The 19,082-nt window shown below is 70.2% G+C and carries 16 protein-coding genes and 2 tRNA genes; 9 read left to right on the top strand and 9 right to left on the bottom strand.

Translation table 11 applies throughout. The features are described 5' to 3' along the window. Positions 1 to 5: 5 nt before the first annotated feature. Entirely contained in the window at positions 6 to 977 is a 972-nt protein-coding gene (locus tag ACFQZY_RS16235) for a tripartite tricarboxylate transporter substrate binding protein (protein ID WP_377417711.1), read from the bottom strand. Between the two features lie 112 nt (positions 978 to 1,089). After that, positions 1,090 to 2,223, bottom strand: coding sequence for a mandelate racemase/muconate lactonizing enzyme family protein (locus tag ACFQZY_RS16230; RefSeq protein ID WP_377417709.1), 1,134 nt, complete (start codon positions 2,221 to 2,223; stop codon positions 1,090 to 1,092). 167 nt (positions 2,224 to 2,390) lie between these two features. Between ACFQZY_RS16230 and ACFQZY_RS16225 the strand changes: the two genes are divergently transcribed. Beyond that, positions 2,391 to 3,458 carry a tartrate dehydrogenase gene (locus tag ACFQZY_RS16225; RefSeq protein WP_377417707.1) on the top strand — a complete coding sequence of 356 codons (1,068 nt, stop codon included), beginning with the start codon at positions 2,391 to 2,393 and terminating at the stop codon, positions 3,456 to 3,458. A gap of 55 nt (positions 3,459 to 3,513) precedes the next feature. Here the strand turns inward: ACFQZY_RS16225 and ACFQZY_RS16220 are convergent, their stop codons facing one another. Beyond that, positions 3,514 to 3,729 carry a hypothetical protein gene (locus ACFQZY_RS16220; protein ID WP_377417705.1) on the bottom strand — a complete coding sequence of 72 codons (216 nt, stop codon included), beginning with the start codon at positions 3,727 to 3,729 and terminating at the stop codon, positions 3,514 to 3,516. Between the two features lie 447 nt (positions 3,730 to 4,176). Between ACFQZY_RS16220 and ACFQZY_RS16215 the strand changes: the two genes are divergently transcribed. Next, complete coding sequence (locus ACFQZY_RS16215; RefSeq protein ID WP_377417703.1) at positions 4,177 to 5,430, top strand: FG-GAP repeat domain-containing protein; 1,254 nt, start codon at positions 4,177 to 4,179, stop codon at positions 5,428 to 5,430. Between the two features lie 305 nt (positions 5,431 to 5,735). On the opposite strand, the gene ACFQZY_RS16210 is transcribed toward ACFQZY_RS16215, so the two are convergent. From ACFQZY_RS16210 to hrcA, 3 genes are all read right to left on the bottom strand, one after another. After that, a tRNA-Ile gene (locus tag ACFQZY_RS16210) sits at positions 5,736 to 5,812 on the bottom strand. Between the two features lie 12 nt (positions 5,813 to 5,824). Further along, positions 5,825 to 7,279, bottom strand: a complete 1,455-nt coding sequence (locus tag ACFQZY_RS16205) for a diguanylate cyclase domain-containing protein (RefSeq protein ID WP_377417701.1) — start codon at positions 7,277 to 7,279, stop codon at positions 5,825 to 5,827. 41 nt (positions 7,280 to 7,320) lie between these two features. Beyond that, positions 7,321 to 8,334, bottom strand: coding sequence for a heat-inducible transcriptional repressor HrcA (gene hrcA, locus ACFQZY_RS16200; RefSeq protein WP_377417862.1), 1,014 nt, complete (start codon positions 8,332 to 8,334; stop codon positions 7,321 to 7,323). Positions 8,335 to 8,375: 41 nt separating this feature from the next. On the opposite strand from hrcA, the gene ACFQZY_RS16195 reads away from it, so the two are divergent. The 3 genes from ACFQZY_RS16195 to rapZ are packed head-to-tail and all read left to right on the top strand — an operon-like array spanning position 8,376 to position 11,810. After that, on the top strand, positions 8,376 to 9,272 hold the full coding sequence (locus tag ACFQZY_RS16195) for an NAD kinase (RefSeq protein ID WP_377417699.1): 897 nt from the start codon (positions 8,376 to 8,378) through the stop codon (positions 9,270 to 9,272). Then, the gene (gene recN / locus ACFQZY_RS16190) at positions 9,269 to 10,924 is read left to right on the top strand and encodes a DNA repair protein RecN (RefSeq protein WP_377417697.1); all 1,656 of its coding nucleotides are present in this window, start codon (positions 9,269 to 9,271) and stop codon (positions 10,922 to 10,924) included. The genes ACFQZY_RS16195 and recN overlap by 4 nt, the downstream gene beginning before the upstream one ends. Before the next feature lie 16 nt (positions 10,925 to 10,940). After that, the gene (gene rapZ / locus ACFQZY_RS16185) at positions 10,941 to 11,810 is read left to right on the top strand and encodes an RNase adapter RapZ (RefSeq protein WP_377417695.1); all 870 of its coding nucleotides are present in this window, start codon (positions 10,941 to 10,943) and stop codon (positions 11,808 to 11,810) included. 42 nt (positions 11,811 to 11,852) lie between these two features. Here rapZ and mutY read toward each other — a convergent pair whose 3' ends face one another. From mutY to mutM, 3 genes are all read right to left on the bottom strand, one after another. Further along, positions 11,853 to 12,887, bottom strand: coding sequence for an A/G-specific adenine glycosylase (gene mutY, locus ACFQZY_RS16180; RefSeq protein ID WP_377417693.1), 1,035 nt, complete (start codon positions 12,885 to 12,887; stop codon positions 11,853 to 11,855). Further along, on the bottom strand, positions 12,884 to 14,839 hold the full coding sequence (locus ACFQZY_RS16175) for a dynamin family protein (protein ID WP_377417691.1): 1,956 nt from the start codon (positions 14,837 to 14,839) through the stop codon (positions 12,884 to 12,886). The genes mutY and ACFQZY_RS16175 overlap by 4 nt, the downstream gene beginning before the upstream one ends. A gap of 92 nt (positions 14,840 to 14,931) precedes the next feature. Then, positions 14,932 to 15,744, bottom strand: a complete 813-nt coding sequence (gene mutM / locus ACFQZY_RS16170; RefSeq protein ID WP_377417860.1) for a bifunctional DNA-formamidopyrimidine glycosylase/DNA-(apurinic or apyrimidinic site) lyase — start codon at positions 15,742 to 15,744, stop codon at positions 14,932 to 14,934. A gap of 31 nt (positions 15,745 to 15,775) precedes the next feature. Between mutM and ACFQZY_RS16165 the strand changes: the two genes are divergently transcribed. The 4 genes from ACFQZY_RS16165 to ACFQZY_RS16150 all read left to right on the top strand — a co-directional run bounded on the left by ACFQZY_RS16165 (position 15,776) and on the right by ACFQZY_RS16150 (position 19,021). Further along, complete coding sequence (locus tag ACFQZY_RS16165) at positions 15,776 to 17,569, top strand: tetratricopeptide repeat protein (RefSeq protein WP_377417689.1); 1,794 nt, start codon at positions 15,776 to 15,778, stop codon at positions 17,567 to 17,569. Beyond that, positions 17,566 to 18,069 carry a lipoprotein insertase outer membrane protein LolB gene (locus ACFQZY_RS16160; protein WP_377417687.1) on the top strand — a complete coding sequence of 168 codons (504 nt, stop codon included), beginning with the start codon at positions 17,566 to 17,568 and terminating at the stop codon, positions 18,067 to 18,069. The genes ACFQZY_RS16165 and ACFQZY_RS16160 overlap by 4 nt, the downstream gene beginning before the upstream one ends. Beyond that, on the top strand, positions 18,066 to 18,911 hold the full coding sequence (gene ispE / locus ACFQZY_RS16155; RefSeq protein ID WP_377417685.1) for a 4-(cytidine 5'-diphospho)-2-C-methyl-D-erythritol kinase: 846 nt from the start codon (positions 18,066 to 18,068) through the stop codon (positions 18,909 to 18,911). The genes ACFQZY_RS16160 and ispE overlap by 4 nt, the downstream gene beginning before the upstream one ends. 33 nt (positions 18,912 to 18,944) lie before the next feature. Next, positions 18,945 to 19,021, top strand: a tRNA-Gln gene (locus ACFQZY_RS16150). Positions 19,022 to 19,082 lie beyond the last annotated feature (61 nt).

Raw genomic sequence — 19,082 nt, 5'->3', positions numbered from 1 at the left:
GTCGATCACTCCACGGTGAGCTTGATCTGCTTGACCAGGGACTCGAAGGCGTCGAGCTCGGACTTGATCTGGGCCGCCATCTGGGCCGGCGTGTTGCCCACCGGCTCGGAGCCCATGTCCAGCAGCTGCTTGCGCACTTCGGGGTTGTTGATGATCTTCACGATCTCGGCATTGAGCTTGTCGACGATGGGTTGCGGCGTTCCCGCGGGCGCGAGGATACCGAACCAGGTGCCCACGTCGAAGCCGGGCAGCACGGTCTCGGACAGCGCGGGCACGTCGGGCAGGGCCGAGGAGCGCTTGGCGGTGGTCACGGCCAGGGCGCGGGTCTTGCCGCCCTTGACCTGGGGCAGCGCCGAGGTGACGGTGTCGAACATGACCTGCACCTGGCCGCCGACGAGGTCGGCCACCGCGGGGCCGCTGCCCTTGTACGGCACGTGGACGATGTCGGTGCCCGAGCGCAGCTTGAACATCTCGCCAATCAGGTGGTGCGCGGTGCCGGCGCCGGCGGAGCCGTAATTGAGCTTGCCGGGCTGGGCCTTGGCCAGGGCCACCAGCTCCTGGATGGTCTTGGCCGGCACGTTGGCGTTGACCACCACCGCGTTGGGCACCATGGCCACCACGGTGACCGGCGCGAAGTCGCGGCCGAAGTGGTAACTGAGCTTGGAATAGACGTTCTGCGCGATGGTGTGGTGGGCCGCGCCCATGAGGAGCGTGTAGCCGTCGGCCGGGGCCTTGGCCACCATCTCGGCGCCCAGCGTGGCGCCGGCGCCGGCGCGGTTCTCCACCACCACGGGCTGGCCCCAGGCGGTGGTCAGGCGCTGGCCCACCAGGCGGGCGAGCACGTCGGTGGTGCCGCCGGGGGCGAAGGGCACGATCAGGCGGATCGGCTTGCTCGGGTAGGCCTGCGCCTGCGCGAAGGCCGGCACGCTGGCGAGGGCCGCGAGGCCCAGGGCGAAGGAACGTACGAAAGCTTTCATCTCGGTCTCCTCGTGTCGTGCGGGTGCGGCCCGCCTGCTGGTTGCGTATTGTGGGTGCGTTCGATCCGGGCGAAGCCCCTGCCCGTGTCGCCTGCGCGATCCGCGCCGGGCCTCAGAGGATGCGCTCGCCGTACTTGCGGATCGCCGCCTCGGACAGCGTGAGCCCCAGGCCCGGCTGCTCCTTGAGCTTCATCTTGCCGTTGGCGATCTTCGGCGCGTCCTCGAACAGCTCGGCCTGCAGCGGGTCGCGCTCGGGGTCGGTGAAGGCCTCGACGATCAGCCCCGCGGGGCTGGAGGCCACCAGGTGGGCGTGGATGAAGCAGTCGTGGTGCGGCGCCACCTGCACGTGATTGAGCTCGCACAGGCCGGTGAGCTTGCGGCCCTCGGTGAAGCCGCCCATCATCGTGCAGTCGAACTGCAGGATCTGGATCGCCTGCTCCTCCAGCATGGCGCGGCAGCCGTAGCTGGTGATCTCGCTCTCGCCGCCCGACAGGGGGATGCGGGTCTTCTGCGCCAGCAGCTTGAGGCCTCGGCGGTCGTCCTCCCAGCGAATCGGCTCCTCCAGCCAGCGCGGGTTCAGCGCCTCCAGGCGCTGCGCCGCGTCGATCGCGGTGCGCAGGTCCCAGGCGCGGTTGGGGTCCACCATGAAGTCGGCGTCGGGCCCGATCACCTCGCGCATGACGGCCATGCGCTCCACGTCCTGCGGCACGGGGATGCCGCCGGCCTTGGCCTTGAAGCCGGTGTGGCCCTGTTCCACCAGCATCTGCATCTCGTCGCGCAGCTCGGCGTTGTCCTTGCCCTCGCGGTAGTAGCCGCAGGTGACATAGGCCGGCACCTCGTCGCGGTAGCCGCCGAACAGGCGGAACAGCGGCAGGCCGGCGGCCTTGCCCACGATGTCCCAGCAGGCGATGTCGACCGCGGCGCTGATGCGGACCAGGGCCTCGCGGGACCAGCCCTTCTCATTGGCCACCTTGCTCGTGGTCAGGCCGAACAGCTTCTGGTACAGGCGCTCGGGCGCGAGCGCGTCCTCGCCCACGATCTGCTCGGCGAGGCCGCCCTTCCAGGCCTTGATCGCGAAATCGATCGGGGTGTAGCTGGTGGCCAGGCCGAAGCCCTCGATCCCCTCGTCGGTGTGGAGGCGCACCAGGATCTCGTTGGCCGTGGGCACGATGAAATGGCTGGTCCAGTGGGGGCGGGCCTGCGGCGGGGCGCGCAGGGCGAACACTTCGAGGCGGGTGATCTTCATGGGAATGCCTGTCTCCTGTCTCCTTCGGCGGCGACCACTGTAGGCAGTGCCGCGCCCCGGCACCATTCGCCTGTGGCGAAGGCTGCATTCGCGCGGGACGAACCCCCGGGCCGGTTAGAGTCTGCGGCTTCGACATACGGCAATCGAACCGACCGGAGACAACCCCCATGAAGACCTATCGCATCGCCACCATCCCCGGAGACGGCATCGGCAAGGAAGTGATCCCCGCAGGCGTGGAGGTCATGCGCGCGCTGGCCACGGCCTCGGGCAGCTTCGCCTTCGAGTTCGAGGATTTCGACTGGGGCGGCGACTACTACCGCGCGCACGGCCGCATGATGCCGGACGACGGCCTGGAGGCCCTCAAGGGCAAGGACGCCATCCTGTTCGGCTCCGCCGGCGACCCGCACATTCCGGACCACATCACGCTGTGGGGCCTGCGCCTGAAGATCTGCCAGGGCTTCGACCAGTACGCCAACGTGCGGCCCACCCGCATCCTCCCCGGCATCGACGCGCCCCTCAAGCGCTGCGGCCCGAAGGACCTGGACTGGGTCATCGTGCGCGAGAACTCCGAGGGCGAGTACGCCGGCGTCGGCGGCCGCGTGCACCAGGGCCACCCGATCGAGGCGGCGACCGATGTCTCCATCATGACCCGCGCCGGCGTGGAACGGATCATGCGCTTCGCCTTCAGGCTGGCGCAGTCGCGCCCGCGCAAGCTGCTGACGGTGGTCACCAAGAGCAACGCCCAGCGCCACGCCATGGTGATGTGGGACGAGATCGCGGTGCAGGTGGCGAAGGAGTTCCCCGACGTCAAGTGGGACAAGGAGCTGGTCGACGCCGCCACCGCGCGCATGGTGAACCGCCCCGCCACGCTGGACACCATCGTCGCCACCAACCTGCACGCCGACATCCTGAGCGACCTGGCCGCGGCGCTGGCGGGCAGCCTGGGCATCGCGCCCACCGGCAACATCGACCCCGAGCGCCGCTACCCCTCGATGTTCGAGCCGATCCACGGCTCGGCCTTCGACATCATGGGCCAGGGCCTGGCCAACCCGGTGGGCACCTTCTGGTCGGTGGTGATGCTGCTGGAGCACCTGGGCGAGAACGCCGCGGCCCGGCGCCTGATGCAGGCCATCGAGGCCATCACCGCCAACCCGGCGCTGCACACAGGCGACCTGGGCGGCAAGGCGAAGACGGTGGATGTGACCCGCGCGGTGTGCGCGGCGCTGGCGGGCTGAAGGGCCTGGCCTGCCCTGGCCGCCACGCCTTGGCGTGGCGCCCGGGCCGCATCGCTCAGGCCGGCTGCGCGCAGACGTCGCGCAGGGTCTTCACCACCAGGTCCTGCACCTCGATCACGCCGGCGACGAGGCGGCGCTCGCGCTCGCCGGCGAACTCGCTGACCTTCGCGCGGAACTTGCCGACATCGCCGAACAGTCCCGGATCCAGCACCCGCATGAGATAGCCGCGAACCTCCAGCGGCACGCGCGAGTCGACCTGGCCCGCCAGCATGCCAGGCAGCTGGATCGACGACCCCGAGCCCCGGTGGCCGCCTACAAGGTGCCGCGCCGGGTGAAGTTCGTGCGCATGGACGACGTGCCGCAGACCGCCACGCGCAAGGTGCACCGGCTGAAGCTGCACACCCTGTTCGAGGCGTGACCGCCGCCCCTCACTCCAGCGCCTGGTCGAACAGCGCCTTCTGCCGCGCCTCGATCGCGCGGACCTGGTCCTCGGTGCGCTGGAGGCGGTGTCGCGCGAACAGCGGCGCGCGATAAAACCAGGACCAGAACCATGGCTACCTAAATCGCCAGACAGTGCGATTGATAAACCGAAAGATCCAACCCCCAAGGCAATGCCGCGCCAAGGAAAGCCCAAGCCAATTTACATTTCGATACAAATCTCGCAGCGTACGCTTGACTTTCCCTGTTTGACATCATTCCGCGTTCGAGGAGACCGTTTGTGCGCAGCACAAGTTTGATTTCGATAGTCCTTTCGTTGATGCTGTCGGCTTGCGGGGGCGGCGGTGGCGGCAGCACCACCAACGTCACTGCGTCGACCGCGGCTGGCAGCACGAGCGGAAGCGGTGATACGCCTGCCGCACCGGCACCGGCACCGGCACCGACACCGACACCGACAGTTCAACCGACCAAAGCTGCGAGCCTCAGTCTGAGTTCATACGAGAACAAGATGGCGGCGATTAATTCAATCGGCCCCCTATCGCTCACCGACACATTCGGATCCGCCCTTGGGAATAGTTTTCTCCATTCAAATTCACTGGCCTACGGGGATTTTTTTGGCGACGGAAACTATGCACTGGTCGCCCACTCGTTCGAGTACGACTGGACAGCCGCAACCGCCGACAAAAAAGGTCATATCTATTTCTACAGGCAGGCAAATGGAAAATGGATTGACAACACCAGCGCCTTGATCGACGACACGTCAGGCTGTCTGCATCCGAGAAAGGCAGTGGTCGCCGACTTCAACCAGGACGGGCGCCCCGACGTATTTTTCGCATGTACCGGGATTGATCAACCGCCCTTCAGTGGCGAGCCCAGCCTGCTGCTCCTGAGCAACAAGGCGGGGAAATTCACCAAACACTTTTATCAATCGAAGAGCCCGAATTACACCCATGGAGCGTCTGCCGCCGACATCAACGGCGATGGCTACCCTGACCTCGTCATCACGGACCATGGCACTTACGACGGGCGGGGCGGCATTGGCTTCTACATCAACAACCGGGATGGCACATTCACCTTCACCAATTCGCTGATTCCGGGCATCGACCTCAGGAAAACAGCCTACACCGCGGAACTCATCAAATTCCCCGGGAGGAATGCCTACGATCTTTTCCTATCTGGCCACAGCAGCGATCCTCAATACAATCAAAACCCCCAGATCGTCATCAATGATGGAACGGGCAAATTTTCCAGTTCCGTATCCTTCCCGAGTGTTCCGGGCTACGGCCTTGCCCTGGACGTGATTCATCACAACGGCCATGCCTATTTGCTCAGGACGATTGACACGAATCCCGACTTCTACAGGGCAGTCGTGATACAGAAGGTCAAGTATCCGGAAATGACCAGCAGCGAAGTCATCTACACGCATACGGGCTCCTTCCCCAAGGCAAACTCGACCTGGGTCAACTGGATTGGCGTGTGGAACGGGAAGATCGTGGCACCTGATGCGGACTACGGACTGAGCATCAGCCCGTGAATATCGCTTCGAGGATGCTGCGGGCCAATGACTTCGCCACTCAAACACGAAGTCATTTGCCCGATTTCCGATGGCGGGCATTGAAAGCAACGGCAGTCAGCGCGGGATCGAGCTCTGATGCTTTTGTCGCCGTGTTCGGCAACTCCAGCACCCTCGCCCCGTAACGGGCAGACAGGTTGAACTTCCCGTCACTTTGGGTCGACCGCCACGGCTTGACCCGGCTCGGGACCTCCACGCTGCGGCGTTGCCCGGATTCGTCAGTGACAGCCTGGCATCAAGCAAGCTGTTGATTTGCGAGATTTTCCTGGTAGGGCGTACAGGACTTGAACCTGTGACCAAGGGATTATGAGTCCCCTGCTCTGACCAACTGAGCTAACGCCCCCCGCCCGCGATTCTAGGTGGCCGGCGTGCCCGTGATGACCTTCGCCAGCGATGCCGCCTTCACCCTGGCCTTGTGCGCGTACATCTCGTGGTCGGCATGCACCAGCAGGGCGTCGGCGTCGGCGCCGTGGTCGGGGTAGACCGCCAGCCCGATGCTGGCACCGATGCGGATGGACAGCTCGCCCACCGCCATCGGCGCCTCGAGCGCCTGGTGGATGCGCCCGGCCAGGTGCGCCAGCGACGCATCGTCGGCGAGGTCCTCCATCACCACGACGAACTCGTCGCCGCCGATGCGCGCCGGGAAGTCGCTGCCACGCACGCAGCCCTTGAGCCGGCCGGCCACGGCCTGCAGCACCTGGTCGCCGACGGCATGGCCGTGGCGGTCGTTCACCGGCTTGAAGCCGTCCAGGTCCATGTACAGGATGCCCACCCGCCCGCCCCGCGCCGCCGCGGCAGCCAGCACGGTGGCCATGTGCGCCATCAGCGCGTGGCGGCTGTGGAGCCCGGTGAGCGAGTCGTGCATGGCGATGAATTCGGCCTCCTCCCGCCGGCGCGCCTGCGTCCGCATGCGGCGCACCAGCCCGACGACAGCGAGCGTGACCAGCCACAGCAGCCCCGTACTGACCAGCGCGTTGAAACGCGTTTCCTCGACGACCCGGTCCACCGGCCCGATCACCGCCGCGCGGCTCAGGCCCACCTGCACCACGATCGGGTAGGCCGCCAGCCGCTGCCAGTGGAAGATCCGCTCCGCGCCATCGATCCGCGACACCCCGTTGAAGGAGCCTTGGGCCGCCGCCCCCGGCCGCAGGCTGGGCCACGACGGGTCGGCCTTCTGGCCCAGCGCGGCCTCCTGGGCGACGTTGCGCGCCAGGTACTCGCCGGATGTGCGAAGCACCGTCAGCGTGTCGGCCGACTCCAGCGTCACCCGCGCCAGGGCGTCGTGCACGTAGGCCGGGGAGATCGACAGGACCAGCACTCCCTCGAACCGGCCGTTGCGCCGGATCGCGCGGCTGAACTGGACGCTCCACTGGCGGGACACCCGCCCCAGCACCGGCCGGCTGATGAACAGGGCATCGCCTTCGCCCTCGGCATGCACGCGGAAATGCTCTCGGTCACCAAGGAAGGTGCGCTCGCCCGACCCGAGGTTCGAATAGGCGAGGTAGCCGTCGGCGCCGATCACCGCCACCTGCAGCACGGACGACGGCGGCAGGTGCTCGATCGCCTGGCGCATGCAGGCCTCCATGTCCTTGAGAGGGCGCGGCAGGCAGAGGTCCACCACCTCGCGGGATGTCGCGTCGGCCCCGAGCAGCAGGATGTTGACCATCTCCGCGACGGCGCTGGCCACCTGCGCCGCCCGCCGCTGCGCCTGCGAGAGCGTTTCCTCGCGCAGCCGCGAGGTGGCGCTGGAGGCCTGCCACCACAGCAGGCCGGTCACCATGATCAGAATGACCAGGATGGCCAGGATCACGGTCCTGGACTCGCTCCAATGCGTTCCTGGTCGGGCGCGGTTCACTTGTTGTGGCTCAGTGCATTGCTCACGAGCTTGGAGGTGATGTCCACGATCTGGATCATGCGGTCGTAGGGCATGCGCGTGGGGCCGATGACGCCCAGCGTGCCCACCACCTGGCCGTCCACCTCGTAGGGCGCGCTCACCACCGAGAGTTCCTCGAACGGCACCACCTGGCTCTCGCCGCCGATGAAGATGCGCACGCCCTCGGCCTGGCTGGAGATGTCCAGCAGGCGCATCAGCTGCGTCTTCTGCTCGAACAGCTCGAAGGCGCGGCGCAGGTGCGTCATGTCGCTGGAGAAGTCGCTCACGGACAGCAGGTTGCGCTCGCCCGAGATCACCACCTCCTCGCGCGCCTCGTTCAGCGCCTCGGAGCTGGCCTCCACCGCAGTCTGCATCAGCTGCGCGATCTCGCCGCGCAGGGTGTCGACCTCGCCCTTGAGGCGCTCGCGCACCTGCTCGATGGCCAGGCCGGCGTAGTTGGCGTTGAGGAAGTTGGCCGCCTCCACCAGCTGCTGCTGGGTGTAGTCGGACTCGGTGAAGACCACCCGGTTCTGCACGTCGCCGTCGGGCGAGACGATGATGACCAGGTAGCGGCGCTCGGACAGGCGCAGGAATTCGATGTGGCGGAACACCGAGGTGCGCCGCGGCGCCATGACCACGCCCACGAAGTGCGAGAGGTTGGACAGCAGGTGCGCCGCGTTGGCGATCACGCGTTGCGGCTGGTCCGGCGCCAGGCTCGGAGTGGCCGCGGGCGACAGCTGGTCACGCTGCACCGTGAGCATGGTGTCGACGAAGAGGCGGTAGCCGCGCGCGGTGGGGATGCGGCCCGCCGAGGTGTGCGGGCTGGCAATGAGCCCGAGCCCCTCGAGGTCGGACATCACGTTGCGGATGGTGGCGGGAGACAGCTCCAGCCCCGAGGCCCGCGACAGGGTGCGCGAGCCCACGGGTTGCCCGTCGGCGATGTATCGCTCGACCAGGGCTTTCAACAACAACTTGGCGCGGTCATCGAGCATCATCGGCGTATGGGCACAGATTTTAATGATGTAATTTGTGAATGAGTTCCCAATTCCGCCATGTCGGACTGATCGGTAAATACCCTGCTGCGGTCACCGGCAGCGGGGCCGGCCCCATCCGCGCCGCCCTGGAGGATATCGCCCACTACCTGGCGGCCCAGGGCTGCGAGGTGGCGATCGAGCGGGACACCGCGTTGCACGCCGGCATCACCAGCTACCCGTCGCTCGACGTGGACGCCATCGGCCGCCAGTGCGACCTGGCCCTGGTGGTGGGCGGCGACGGCACGATGCTGGGCATCGGCCGGCAGCTCGCCGAGTACAACCTGCCCCTGATCGGCATCAACCAGGGCCGTCTGGGCTTCATCACCGACATCGCCCTCGACGGCTACCGCAAGGTGCTCGCGCCGATGCTGCGCGGCGAGTACGAGGAGGACCGCCGCAGCCTGATGCACGCGCGCGTGATCCGGGAGGGCAGCTGCGTGTTCGACGCGCGCGCGCTGAACGACGTGGTGGTCAATCGCGGCGGCACCTCCGGCATGGTGGAACTGCGCGTGGAGGTGGATGGCCATTTCGTGGCCAACCAGCGCGCCGACGGCCTGATCGTGGCCTCGCCCACCGGCTCCACCGCCTACGCGCTGTCCGCCGGCGGGCCGCTGCTGCACCCGGCCAACCCAGGCTGGGTGCTGGTGCCGATCGCCCCGCACACGCTGTCGAACCGGCCGATCGTGCTGGCCGACGCCGGCGAGATCGCCATCGAGGTGGTCGCCGGCCGCGACGCCAGCGCCAATTTCGACATGCAGTCACTCGCCACCCTGATGCACGGCGACCGCATCACCGTGCGCCGCTCGCAGTACCAGGCCCGCTTCCTGCACCCGCGCGGCTGGAGCTACTTCGACACGCTGCGCCGGAAACTGCACTGGAACGAAGGCGGTTCATGAGCCTGAGACGCATCGCGCTGCGCGACTTCGTCATCGTCCGGGAGCTGGAGCTCGACCTGTCGTCGGGCTTCTCGGTGCTCACGGGCGAGACCGGCGCCGGCAAGTCCATCCTGGTCGACGCCCTCCAGCTGGCGCTGGGCGCCCGCGCCGACGCCGGCGTGGTGCGCGAGGGCGCAGCCCGCGCCGACATCAGCGCCGAGTTCGACTCGCCCGCGGCCCTCGCCGCCTGGCTGGAAGAAGCCGGCTTCGAGAACGGCGAGGCCCTGCTGCTTCGCCGCAGCATCGACGCCCAGGGCAAGAGCCGCGCCTGGATCAACGGCAGCCCCGCCACCGCCACGCAGCTGCGCGAGGCCGGCGAGCGCCTGGTCGACATCCATGGCCAGCATGCCTGGCAAAGCCTGACCCGGCCCGAGGCCGTGCGCGGCCTGCTCGATGGCTATGCCGGCCTCGACACCGGCCGCATGGCCGCCCTGTGGCAGGCCTGGCGCGCCGCGCAGAAGACGCTGGCCGAGGCCCGCGCCGCGCAGGAGTCGCTGCAGCGTGAGCGCGAGCGCCTGTCCTGGCAGATCGCCGAGGTGGACAAGCTCGCTCCCGGCGCCCACGAGTGGGACGAACTCAACGCCTCGCACACCCGCCTGGCCCACGCCCAGGCCCTGCTGGACGCCGCGCAGTCCGCGCTCGACGCGCTCGAGGGGGACGACGGCGGCGCCACCGGCCCGCTCGCCCGCGCCCAGTCCGCGCTGGCCCACCAGGAGCACCTGGAGCCCGAGTTCCAGGGCATCGCCGAGGTCATCGCCTCCGGCCTCGCCCAGGTGGAGGACGCCGCCCACTCGCTGCACGCCTACCTGCGCAAGACCGAGCTCGACCCCGATCGCCTCGCCGAACTCGACGAGCGCCTGTCGCTGTGGATGTCGCTGGCGCGCCGCTACAAGCGCACGCCCGAGGAACTGCCCGCCGCGCTCGCTGCGTGGAAGGAGGAGCTCGCCCGGCTCGATGCCGCCGCCGACCTGCAGTCTCTGGAAGCCGCCGAGGCCCGCGCGCAGCAGGCCTGGCAGGCCGAGGCCAAGGCGATCTCCAAGGCCCGCGCCAAGGCGGCGCCGCAGCTGGCCCTGGCCATCACCCAGGCCATGCAGGGCCTGGGCATGCAGGGCGGCCGCTTCGAGGTGGCCCTGGAGAAGCTCGCGCAGCCCGCCCAGCACGGGCTGGAGGACGTGGCCTTCCTGGTCGCCGGCCATGCCGGCAGCACGCCGCGCCCGGTGGGCAAGGTGGCCTCGGGCGGCGAGCTCTCGCGCATCGCGCTGGCCATCGCCGTCACCACCAGCCAGCTGGGGGATGCGCAGACCCTGATCTTCGACGAGGTCGACTCCGGCGTCGGCGGCGCGGTCGCCGAGACCGTGGGCCGCCTGATGAAGCAGCTCGGTCGGGACCGCCAGGTGCTGGCCGTGACGCACCTGCCCCAGGTCGCCGCCTGCGCCGACCACCACCTGGTCGTGGCCAAGCGCGCCGACGCCGCAGGCACCGCCAGCAGCGTCGCACCCGTCACCGGCGAGCAGCGCGTCGCCGAGGTGGCCCGCATGCTGGGCGGCGAGCGCCTGTCCGGCACCACCCTCGCCCATGCCAAGGAGATGCTGGGCGCCTCCGCGTCCCGCTGAACGACGAGCGATCGCCATGAAGCTGGACCTGGTCCTCATCACCGGCATGTCCGGCTCCGGCAAGTCGGTGGCCCTGCGCGCCCTGGAGGATGCGGGCTACTACTGCGTCGACAATCTGCCGCCGGAGCTGCTGCTGTCCTTCGTCGACCTGGAGCAGCGGATCCAGGCGCGGCGCGTGGCCATCGCGATGGACGTGCGCAGCGCGCAGTCCCTGCCCCTGGTGCCGGCCGACCTGCGCGAGCTGCGCCAGCGCGGCGTGCACGTGCGCTCGCTGTTCCTGGACTCCACCACCGACACCCTGGTGCGGCGCTTCTCCGAAACGCGCCGCCGCCATCCGCTGTCGGCGCTGAGCGACGAGCAGGCCGACCTGCAGCGCGCCCTCGTGGAAGCCATCGAGCTGGAGCGCGAGCTGCTCGCCGACCTGCGCGAGCAGGCCCATGTGATCGACACCAGCGTGATCCGGCCCGCGCAGCTGCAGGCCCAGGTCAAGTCGCTGCTGTCGGCGCCGAGCAGCCAGCTCACACTGGTCTTCGAATCGTTCGCGTTCAAGCGCGGCATCCCGGTGGACGCCGACTACGTCTTCGACGTGCGCATGCTGCCCAACCCCCACTACGAGCCCGAACTGCGGGACCTCACCGGCCGCGACCAGCCGGTGGCCGATTTCCTCGTGGCGCAGGAGGAAGTGGCGCACATGCTCGCCCACATCGAGGGCTTCCTGGACACCTGGCTGCCGCCGCTGGCACGCGACCACCGCAGCTACGTCACCGTGGCGATCGGCTGCACCGGCGGACAGCACCGCTCGGTGTACCTGGTGGAGCGCCTGGCGGCCTCCTTCGCACGCCGCTGGACCACGGTGCGCCGGCACCGCGAGCTCGAAGCGCGCTGAGGGCGCGCCGGCCGGCGCGGCGCGCGCTGTCGCCGCCGGCCGCTACGCCTGTTCCAGCAGCTTTCGGATCGGCGCCGGCAGCCCCAGCCCCGGCCACTCCCCCGCCCCGAACCAGCCGCCCTCGACCGCCGGCGCGTCGGCGTCGAGCTGCGCCACCACCGGGTGCAGGTGCAGGTCCTTGTGCGTGAGGACGTGGACGAAGGGCTCCAGCGGCTCGAGCCGCTCCAGGGGAACCTGCGGCAGGACGCTTTCCAGGGCCTGCGCCGAGTCGAACACGGGCAGGCAGTACAGCCCGGCCCACACGCCGGTCTGCGGCCGCTTCTCCAGCCACACCGCGCCGTCGCCGCGCCGCGCCTGCAGCAGCCACAGCGACTGCGCCGTGCGTTTGAGCTTGCGCTTGCGCACCGGGTAGCGCTCGGGCTCGCCCGCGCGCTGCGCGGCGCAGGTCCCGTGCACCGGGCACAGCAGGCAACTGGGCGAGCGCGCCTGGCAGACCGTGGCGCCCAGGTCCATCAGGCCCTGGGTGTAGGCCGGCATGTCCTCGCCGCGCTCGGGCACCAGGCCCTGCGCCAGGTCCCACAGCCGCCGCTCGCTCGCGGCCGAGGCCAGGTCCTCGCCGAAGGCCAGCACCCGCGTGAGCACGCGCTTGACGTTGCCGTCGAGGATGGCGACGCGCTCGCCGAAGCAGAAGGAGGCGATGGCCGCGGCCGTCGACCGGCCGATGCCGGGCAGCGTCTGCAGCACCTGCGCGCTGCGCGGGAATTCACCGCCATGCGCGTCGACCACCTGCTGCGCGCAGCGGTGCAGGTTGCGGGCACGGCTGTAGTAGCCCAGGCCGCTCCAGAGGGCGAGCACCTCGTCCTGCGGCGCGGCGGCCAGCGCGGCGACGTCGGGGAAGCGCTCGAGGAATCGCTGGTAGTAGCCCAGCACCGTGGCCACCTGCGTCTGCTGCAGCATGATCTCCGACAGCCAGACGCGGTACGGGTCGCGCGTGGCCTGCCAGGGCAGGCCGCTGCGGCCATGGCCCGCCTGCCAGCGGACGATGCGGCCGGCGAAATCCTCGGGCCGCGGGGTCATGCGATCTTCTGGAGCGCCTCGCCGGGCACCGGCGCGCACAGGTCGCCCAGCTCCTCGCCGAAGGCCTCGAGCCGCTGTGTCAGCGCCTGCGCCACCGCCTCCTGCGCCTCGAGCTGCGCGATGCGCTCGTCGAGCGTGGCGGCGGCCTGCTGGACCCGCTCCACGCCCTCGATGCGCCGGCTGAAGTTGCGTCGCCGCTCGCGCAGCTGCGCGTCGAGCTGCGAGGCGGCGGACTTGTTCCACAACTCCACCTCGCCGAGCGCCGACTCGTAGAGTTCGCGCAGCCGGCTGGTGAGCGCGCGCACCAGCCGCTCGACGAAGTCCGGCCGCGCCAGCTTGAGGATGTGGCCCAGGCCCAGGTACTGCTGGTGGCTGCGTTCCACCGCGTCCAGGCTCTCGAGGAAGGGGCGGAAGTCCGGCATCGGCGGCGGCTGCAGGCTGAAGCCGTGCTCCGCGTTCAGCTGCCGGAACGAGACGGCGAGCATCGACTGGATCTCCGCCGCCGCCGACTGCGCGCGGCCCAGGCCGGCGCGCAGGTGGCCGAAGGTGCGGTCGTAGGCCTTGCGCACGCCCAGCTTGATCCCGGGCTGGCGCAGCGTGGCCGTGAGTTCGGCCATCTCGCTGCGCAGGGCGTCGGAGCCGAGCATGTCCATCAGCTCGCGCAGCAGCTTCATGTGCACCGAGCGCACCGCCTGGATGCGCGAGCCGCTGTCGTCGAAGTCGGACTGTTCCTGGGTGATGCGGGCGCGCAGGTGGCGGATCACCGCGAGGTTCTTGCCCCGCAGCCCGCGCAGCTCCATCAGCTGCTCGGCGAGCTCGCGCCGGCGCTGCGACAGCGCGCGCGCCGCCTCGGCCCGCAGCTCGCCGATGCCGGCATGCACCGCCTCGCGCAGGATCTGCTGGCGCTTGCCGAGCAGGCCATGGGCCAGCGCCAGCTCCAGCTCGGGCAGGTGGCTGTCCACGAGCAGGCCGGTGTCGTTCTGGATCTTGGCGACCAGGCCCTTCTGCGCGGAAACCGGCAGCACCTGGTCCAGCGGCAGGTCCAGCACCTCGGCGCAGGTCTGGCGCTGGCGGTCGATCTGGTCCTGCACCTCCTGCGGCGTGCGCAGCGGGTCCCAGAGCGTGTCGATCTTGTTCAGGACCACGAGGCGGGCATGCGATTGCTCGGGCGCCACGCCCAGGTGCTCGCGCCAGATGGCGAGGTCGGAGCGGGTGACGCCGGTGTCGGCCGCGAGGATGAAGACCACCGCCTGCGCCTGCGGCAGCAGGCTCACGGTGAGTTCGGGCTCGGCGCCAATAGCGTTCAGGCCCGGCGTGTCCAGGATCACCAGCCCCTGCTTGAGGAGGGGATGCGGCAGGTTCACCAGCGCATGGCGCCAGCGCGGGATCTCGACCTCGCCGCCCTCGAGCAGGCGGGGGTTGTCCTCGGGAGAGTCGTCATGCCACAGGCCCAGGGCCCGGGCCTCGTCGACGCTGGCGCGGCGCACCTCGGCGACGCGCTCCATGGCGTGCGCGAGGCGGGCCGGGTCGCGGATGTCCAGGTCGGCCGTCTCCCAGGCGCCCGCATGCTGACGCCACTCGGCCAGCGAGGTCGGCTCCAGCCGGGTCTCGATCGGCAGCAGGCGCAGGCCGGGGGCCTGCTCGCCGTCCCAGCCCAGCTCGGTGGGGCACATGGTGGTGCGCCCCGCGCTGGCGGGCATGATGCGGCGGCCGTGGCCGGGGAAGAAGATCGCGTTGATCAACTCCGACTTGCCGCGCGAGAACTCGGCGACGAAGGCCACCATGACCTTGTCCTCGCGCACCTGGGCCTGCAGCCGGCGCAGGCGCTCGTCCAGCGCCGGGTCGAGCAGTTCGTGGTCGCGCAGCCACCCACCCAACTGCTCCAGGCGCTGGGTGATGTCGCGGCGCCAGGCGGCGTGCAGGTCGAAGTGGTCGGAAAACAAAGGTGTCACTTGGGCGGCACTATAAAGTCGGCCGCAGCCCGGCTCAAGCCGGAAAGAGGCGCCACCGCAACGCTTGCGGCGATGGATTTAATCCCAAAGCACTATTTCTGACATCCCGGGCACCAGTAGGTCGCCCGCTGCCCCTGCACCAGCCGGCGCACCGGCGCGCCGCAGACGCGGCAGGGCTCGCCGGCCCGGTCGTAGACCATGGCCTCCAGCTGGAAGTAGCCGGACTCGCCATAGGCATTGGAGAAGTCGCGCAACGTGCTGCCGCCCTTGGCGACCGCCCGCGCCAGCACGTCGCGCACCGCGGCATGCAGCCGGGTGGCACGCTCGAGGCTGATGCGCGAGGCCTTCGTGGTCGGCCGGATGCCCGCCAGGAACAGCGCCTCCGACGCATAGATGTTGCCCACGCCCACCACCAGGTCGCCCGCCAGCAGCACCTGCTTGACCGGCGCGTTGCGCAGGCGCAGGCCGGTGTGGAAGACGCGGGGGTCGAAGTCGTCCCCCAGGGGCTCGACGCCGAGCCGGCCCAGGAGCTTGGTGGCCTCGGGCGAGGCCTCGCCGGGGGCATAGACCACCGCGCCGAAACGGCGCGGGTCGTTGAGGCGCAGCACCCCGTGCGTGGTCACCAGGTCGAAGTGGTCGTGGGGACCGGGCGCGGGCTGGGTGGGCGCGAAGCCCAGGCTGCCGGACATGCCCAGATGCAGCAGCAGCAGGCCCTCGTCGAGGTCCAGCAGCAGGTACTTGCCGCGCCGGCGCACGCCGAGCACGCTGCGGCCCGCCAGCGCCGCGGGGTCGAGGCCCAGGGGCCAGCGCAGGGGCTTGCCCAGGCGCGCCGAGACGATGCGGGCGCCGGCGATGCGGTCCGCGAAACTGCGGCGGGTGACTTCGACTTCGGGCAGCTCGGGCATGGGAATGAACGCGCGCATTATGATGGCCCGCATGATGTCGTTCCCCCGCGCCGGCCGCCACGCGCCCCGTGTGCTGGCACTCGCGCTGGCCTGGGCCCAGGCCGCCCTGGCCCAGGCGCCCGCGCCCGCTGCGGCGCCCCCGGCCGCTTCATCCGCCTCCGCGCCGAAGCCCGCCCCGCAGCCCTCCGCCCTCACCGCCGAACTGTTCTACCAGCTGCTGGTCGGCGAGCTGAACGCGCGCGGCGACGACCCGGGCGCCGGCTTCTCGCTGCTGCTCGACGCGGCCCGCAAGACCCAGGACCCCACCCTGTACCAGCGCGCGGTGGAGATCGCGCTGCAGGCCCGCGCGGGCGAGTCCGCGCTGCAGGCCGCCCGCGCCTGGAAGCAGGCCCACCCCGCCTCGCGCGATGCCAACCGCTTCGTCCTGCAGATCCTGCTGGCGCTCAATCGCGTGGGCGACACGCTGGAGCCCCTGCGCACCGAGGTCGCGCTGGCGCCGGTGATCGAGCGCAGCGTGGCCATTTCCATGCTGCCGCGCCTGTATGCCCGCGCCGGCGACAAGCGCCAGGCCGCCGCCGTGGTCGAACAGGCCCTGGCCGATGCCCTCGCGCGCCCCGACACCGCCACCGCCGCCTGGACGGCCGTGGGCCGCATGCGCCTGGCCGCCGGCGACGGCGCCGGCGCGCTCGAGGCGGCCCGCCGCGGACAGGCCGCCGGGCCCACCGCGGAAGGGCCGGTGCTGCTGGCCCTGGAGCTGATGGAGTCGCGCCAGGCCCAGGCCGAGACCCTGGTGCGCCGCTACCTCGACGGCGCCGCGCCGTTGCCGGAAGTGCGCATGGCCTATGCCCGCGCGCTGCTGGACCTGCAGCGCCAGGCCGATGCCCGCGAGCAGCTGCGCACCGTGACCACCCAGCGCCCCGAGGTCGCCGAGGCCTGGCTGATGCAGGGCGTGCTGCAGGCCCAGGGGCAGCAGCACGAGGCCGCCGAGGCCTCCCTCAAGCGCTACCTGGAGCTGTCCCGCGCGCAGGCCGAGGCCGGCACCCGGGAGGAACGCAATCGCGGGCTGGCCCAGGCCTACCTGAATCTCGCGCAGATCGCCGAGAAGCGCGGCGACCTGGCCCAGGCGAACGCCTGGCTGGACCGCATCCAGAGCCCGCAGGACCTGGTGGCCACGCAGAACCGGCGCGCCTCGATCCTGGCCCGCCAGGGGCGCATGGACGAAGCCCGCCGCCTCCTGCGCGAGCTGCCCGAACGCAGCCCCGAGGACGCCCGCACCAAGCTGATGGCGGAGGCCCAGCTGCTGCGCGACCACCGGCAGTTCCAGGCCGCGTACGACCTGCTCGGCGAGGCCGCCGCGCGTGGCCCCGCCGACGTCGACCTGCTGTACGAACAGGCCCTGGTCGCCGAGAAGCTGGGGCGCTTCGCCGACATGGAGCGCCTGCTGCGGCAGGCCATCGCGCGCAAGCCCGACTTCCACCATGCCCTCAACGCCCTGGGCTACTCCTTCGCGGAGCGCGGCATCCGGCTTCAGGAAGCCCGTGAGCTGATACGCAAGGCGCTGGACCTGTCGCCCGGCGACCCCTTCATCATCGACAGCCTGGCCTGGGTCGAATTCCGTATGGGCAACAAGGCCGAGGCCCAGCGCCTGCTCGAGCAGGCCTACAGGGAACGGCCCGACGCCGAGATCGCGGCCCACCTCGGCGAGGTGCTCTGGAGCCTGGGCCTGCGCGAACGCGCGCAGGCGATCTGGCGCGAGGGCCTGCTGCTCAATCGCGAGAACGAGACGCTGCAGGAAACCCTCAAGCGCCTGCGCGTGCGCCCGTGACCTCGCGCCGCGCCCTCCTGATCGCCGCCCTCGGCGGACCGGCCGGCGCGCTGCTGGCCGGCTGCGCGGCGCCGCCGCGCGCGGCCGCCGGCGGCCCGCGCTGGAGCGGCCGCCTCGCCCTGCAGGTCGAGGGCGACGCGGCACGCTCCTTCACCGCCGGCTTCGACCTGCGCGGCTCGCCCGCCGCGGGCGCGCTGTCCCTGTTCACCCCCGTGGGCGGCACGGCGGCCCTGATCGAGTGGTCGGCCGCGGGGGCGCGCCTGCAGGCCCCGGGCCAGCCTGACCGGCAGGCCGCCTCGCTCGACGACCTGGTGGCCCAGGCCACCGGCTCCCCGCTGCCGGTGGCCGCCCTGTTCGACTGGCTCGCCGGCCGCCCCGCCGCCGCCTCGGGCTGGCAGGCCGACCTGTCGCAACGCGCCCAGGGCCGGCTGCGCGCGCGGCGGCTCACGCCCCCGGCGGCCGACCTGCGCCTGGTCCTCGAAGAAGAACAACAGCCATGAAGACCCTGTACGACGTGCCGGCCCCGGCCAAGCTGAACCTGTTCCTGCACGTGACCGGGCGGCGCGCCGACGGCTACCACCTGCTGCAGTCGGTGTTCATGCTGGTGGACTGGCACGACACCCTGCACTTCGAGCGCCGCGAGGGCGGCGCCCTTTCGCGCGAGGACCTCGGCCCGGCCCTGCCCGACGACGACCTGTGCCTGCGCGCGGCGCGCGCGCTGCAGCAGGCCACCGGCTGCAGCCAGGGCGCGCACATCGCGATCGACAAGCGCCTGCCCGCGCAGGCCGGCATGGGCGGCGGCTCCTCGGACGCCGCCACCTGCCTGCTCGCCCTGAACCGGCTGTGGGGCCTGGGGCTGCGCGGGCGCGAGCTCGAGGCCATCGGACTGAAACTGGGCGCGGACGTGCCGTTCTTCCTGCGCGGGCGCAACGCCTGGGTCGAGGGCATCGGCGAGCAGATCACCCCGATCGAGCTCCCGCCGGCCCGCTTCCTGGTGGTCAAGCCGGACCAGGGATTGGACACCTCCAAAATCTTTTTGCATCCGCAGCTGAACAGATCAACAAAGCCTGCTATACTTGCGGGCTTCGCTGCTGACCCTTATGACTTCGGTCATAACGACCTGCAGCCGGTTGCCCAGGGGCTGTGCCCCGGCGTCACGCAAGCCCTGGAGTGGCTGCGGTCGCAAGGCCTCGAGGCCAGGATGACCGGTTCGGGTAGCGCGGTGTTTGCACGATTGCCGGAGGGCCAGACGCCTTCCAATCCTCCGGCGGCGTGGCAGGTTCGGGTCTGCGCGAATTTGGATGTCCATCCCTTGCTGGGGTGGGCAGCCAGCGACGATTGATCGGTGGGTGGCTATCTAGCCATCAACCTGTGTAGGGGAGTCGCCAAGTTGGTTAAGGCACCGGATTTTGATTCCGGCATGCGAGGGTTCGAGTCCTTCCTCCCCTGCCAAATACTCTGAGTATGGCGCGGCCGCCGGCCGCGACGCTCAACGTACAGGCACTCAAAACTC

The sequence above is a fragment of the Ramlibacter sp. GCM10027632 genome (assembly GCF_042675325.1).
GTDB lineage: Bacteria > Pseudomonadota > Gammaproteobacteria > Burkholderiales > Burkholderiaceae_C > Ramlibacter.
This window is presented reverse-complemented; position numbering and strand designations above follow the sequence as displayed.